This is a genomic window from Frankia sp. Mgl5, assembly GCF_023242985.1.
In the GTDB taxonomy this organism is placed as follows: Bacteria; Actinomycetota; Actinomycetes; order Frankiales; family Frankiaceae; genus Parafrankia; species Parafrankia soli.
Genome location: NZ_JALKFY010000804.1, coordinates 1 through 3,210, shown reverse-complemented (window position 1 = coordinate 3,210; position 3,210 = coordinate 1). Strand labels below are relative to the sequence as shown.

The following is a 3,210-nucleotide window of genomic DNA, read 5'->3' as shown; positions in this document are numbered from 1 at the left end:
CGGCGCGCTGGTCGCGGCCGGGGGCGGCTCACCCCCCCCCCCCGATGGGCCCCGCCCCCGCCCCGGGTGCGGGCCTCGGGGGCTTGGGGGCCGCCGAGGCCGGGGCGGGATCACGGTGCGGCGATGGATCCGGCCGTCACGAGTGGCAGGTCGTCCGCCGTGACCAGGCCGGGGGGCGCGGCCACCACGGCCGGAACGGCGTTCACCGCCGGGTTGGCGGTGTGCGCGTCGCGGTCCACGGCGTCCGCGGAGTACTCGAACTCGTAGCGGAGCCGCACGTTGGGGTGCCCGCGGATCTCCATGACGTACCCCTCCTCGATCGGCCAGTCGGGCTCCATGGCGTTGCCCAGCCGCCACAGCAGGCCCAGCTCGATCAGCGGCCGGCCCCGCACGATGCCCTGCCAGCGGCCTTTCAGCCCGCACACGGTGCCCCGCGGGATGGTCATGTAGCCGAGGTCGAGGTCCCTGGTCGCCAGGCCGAACTCGGGTGCGTAGCGCACCTCCTCGAGCTCGGCGCCGAGGGCCTTCGCGATCACCTCGACCGCGTCCTGGAAGACGAGCTGGCGCTGCTTCGCCGCGTCGGCCAGCCCCGGGGTGTCCGGCGGTGACCCGAAGCCGAGCGCCTGCCACGTCTCGGCCGACGCGTAGTGGGTGCAGTCGGCGGCTTCGAAGATCGATATCTTCTCCACCTCGCGGCACAGCGCGGCCGCGGTGAGGCCCACGACACCGGCCAGGCCGGGGTTGATCCCGGCTCCGTACAGGGACACGCCGCCGCGCCGCGCGGCCTCGTGCAGGCGGTTCATGTCCTTCTCGCCGTAGGACCGGCCGGTGAGGAAGTTCGCCGTGGAGATGACGTTGATGCCGGCCTCGAGCAGCCGCACCATGTCGTCGACGTCCCACAGCAACGGCATGTAGAGCACGACGTCGGGCCGCAGCGCGATGATCGCGTCGAAGCTGCTGGTGGCCTGGACGCCGAGCGGCGGTAAGCCGCACAGCTCACCGACGTCCTTGCCGTCCTTCTCGGCGCTCCACGCGAAACAGCCCACGAGTTCCAGGCGCGGATGCGCGAGGACGGCGCGCACCGCGCTGCGCGCGACACCCCCGGTGGTCCACTGGACGACTCGAATGCTCATGCTCTTCTCCGATCGCTGGGTGGCCGTACTGGACGGCGAAGTGGTGGTCGTCCTTCCGCCGCCAGCCGTCGCGGGTCGCGTAGATCCGGACGCCGTCGAGCGCGTGCATACCTCAGTCTCCGGCCGGGGTCGGCCGGGGTCGGCGGGACCGGTCACGCGCTGACACGGGGGAGGGCGGAAAAGACCCGGCGGCGCATACCGTCGCCAAATCATCTGCCTTCGCTAAATCATCGTCCATATTGAAGGCAGTCTAATGTTGCCAATGTCCTAGTCAATGGCGGCGGGGCCTACCGGCCTACCGGCCTACCGGACGAAGGCGGGCATCGTCTCCCAGCCGCGGACCGTCGAGGTGCGGGCCTGGACGGCGTTGTCCCAGTCGATCTCCCAGGTCGGGAACCGGCTGAGGACCTCGTCCAGGGCGACCCGGCCCTCGAGCCGGGCCAGCGCCGCCCCGAGGCAGTGGTGGATGCCATAGCCGAAGCTGAGGTGGCGGCCGACGTCGCGGTGGACGTCGAAGCGGTCAGGGTCGGCGAAGCGGCGCTCGTCCCGGTTCGCCGAGCCGTTCAGCAGCACCATGATGCTGCCCTCGGGCACGGTGTGGCCGTGGTGTTCGACGTCGCGGGCGACATAGCGCGCCTGCACCGGTGAGGGCGCCTCGAAACGCAGCAGCTCCTCGATCGCGTTCGGAATGAGCGAGCGGTCCGCGACGAGTTCGCGCCGCTGGTCGGGGTTCTCGGCGAGAATCTTTCCGGTCCAGCCGATGAGCCGCGTGGTCGTCTCGTTCCCGGCCCCGGCGAGCATTGTGACGTAAGTGAGCACTTCCTCCCGGTGGAGCTTGCGGACGGTGCCCGTCTCGTCCTCGAACTCGGCGTTCAGGAGCTCCGTCATCAGGTCGTCGGAGGGATGCTCGGCCCTCCAGTCGATGTAGGCGCCGAACTCGTCGGAGTTGAAGTCCTCGGCCGAGACCGAGAGCTCTTCACCCTCGCGCAGCTGCAGGCCCTCGTCGAGACGGTCCCGGATCGCCTCCTGGTCGGATTCCGGGATTCCCAGGAGAAAGCCGATCGTGCGCATCGGCATCTGCGCGCCGAGGTCCCGGATGAAATCGAAGCGCTCGGTCCCGACAAGGGGATCGAGGGAACGCGCGCAGAACTCGCGGATTTTCGGCTCCAGCGCGTTCATCTTCCGCGGGGTGAAGACCCGGGCGAGCAGGCTGCGGTGAATGTCGTGGATCGGCGGGTCCTCGAAGAGAATGATTCCCGAGGGCAGCTCGATGTTGGCCTTGATGAGCTCCAGGATGGATCCCCGGCCGGACCGGTAGGTGTTCCAGTCACTCAGGCAGGGCTCGACGTCCTCGAAGCGGCTGAGGGCGTAGAAGTCGTACTTCTCGTTGTAGTAGAGCGGTGCCTCGTCGCGCATGCGCCGCCAGACCGGGTAGGGGTCGGCGTCGATCTGGGCGTCGTAAGGATCGTAGTAGACGTCGCTGGGGCTGGTTAACGGCATGTTCCACTCCTCCGTGCGATCGAACGAGGTGCCCGCCGCGCCGCCGCGCGTGTGAGCCCTGTCACCGCTGCTACCGACGGTACCGGGGCGACTGTCCACGCCCGCCGTCGGCGGGACGCGACACGGCAGGTCGGCCGGTGCCGAGGGTGCCCCGTCGACAACGTGCGCCGCTCCACCGCCGGCTGGGTGCCCGCTCCCGGCGATCTCCGCCGGCCCTGTGACTGCCCGCACACCGAGACGACGGTGCTTGGATGTCCTGCTTTCGTGTGGAGCGTGCCGCGGGTGCCGGTGCCGCCCGCGGTCCGCCGGCTGTTCCCGGCCGGCGGGTGCCCCGTCCCACGGCGGTGACGATCGACATGGATGCCCAGCCGCCATGGACTACCGTGGCGAGGCCACTCGCCGCGCCGGCCCGGGCGCTGCCCGACCAGCCATGACCACCGGTTCTCCAGCCGCCTCGGAGAGCCGGCCCGACGAAGGAGTTTCTGACCAGAATGCCTCTGCGTGCTCGCCGGTCGTGTCTGGCTGTTCCGGCTTCGAACGTGAAGATGTTGGGTAAGGCGCAGGGGCTTCCTGCCGA

The 3,210-nt window shown here is 70.0% G+C and carries 2 protein-coding genes; both read right to left on the bottom strand.

Going from position 1 to position 3,210, the window contains the following annotated elements; all coding sequences use genetic code 11:
- Positions 1-110: 110 nt before the first annotated feature.
- Positions 111-1,133 carry a dihydrodipicolinate reductase gene (locus MXD62_RS29080; protein ID WP_248832577.1) on the bottom strand — a complete coding sequence of 341 codons (1,023 nt, stop codon included), beginning with the start codon at positions 1,131-1,133 and terminating at the stop codon, positions 111-113.
- Positions 1,134-1,436: 303 nt separating this feature from the next.
- Positions 1,437-2,633, bottom strand: coding sequence for a cytochrome P450 (locus MXD62_RS29075; protein ID WP_248832576.1), 1,197 nt, complete (start codon positions 2,631-2,633; stop codon positions 1,437-1,439).
- Between the last annotated feature and the right edge of the window lie 577 nt (positions 2,634-3,210).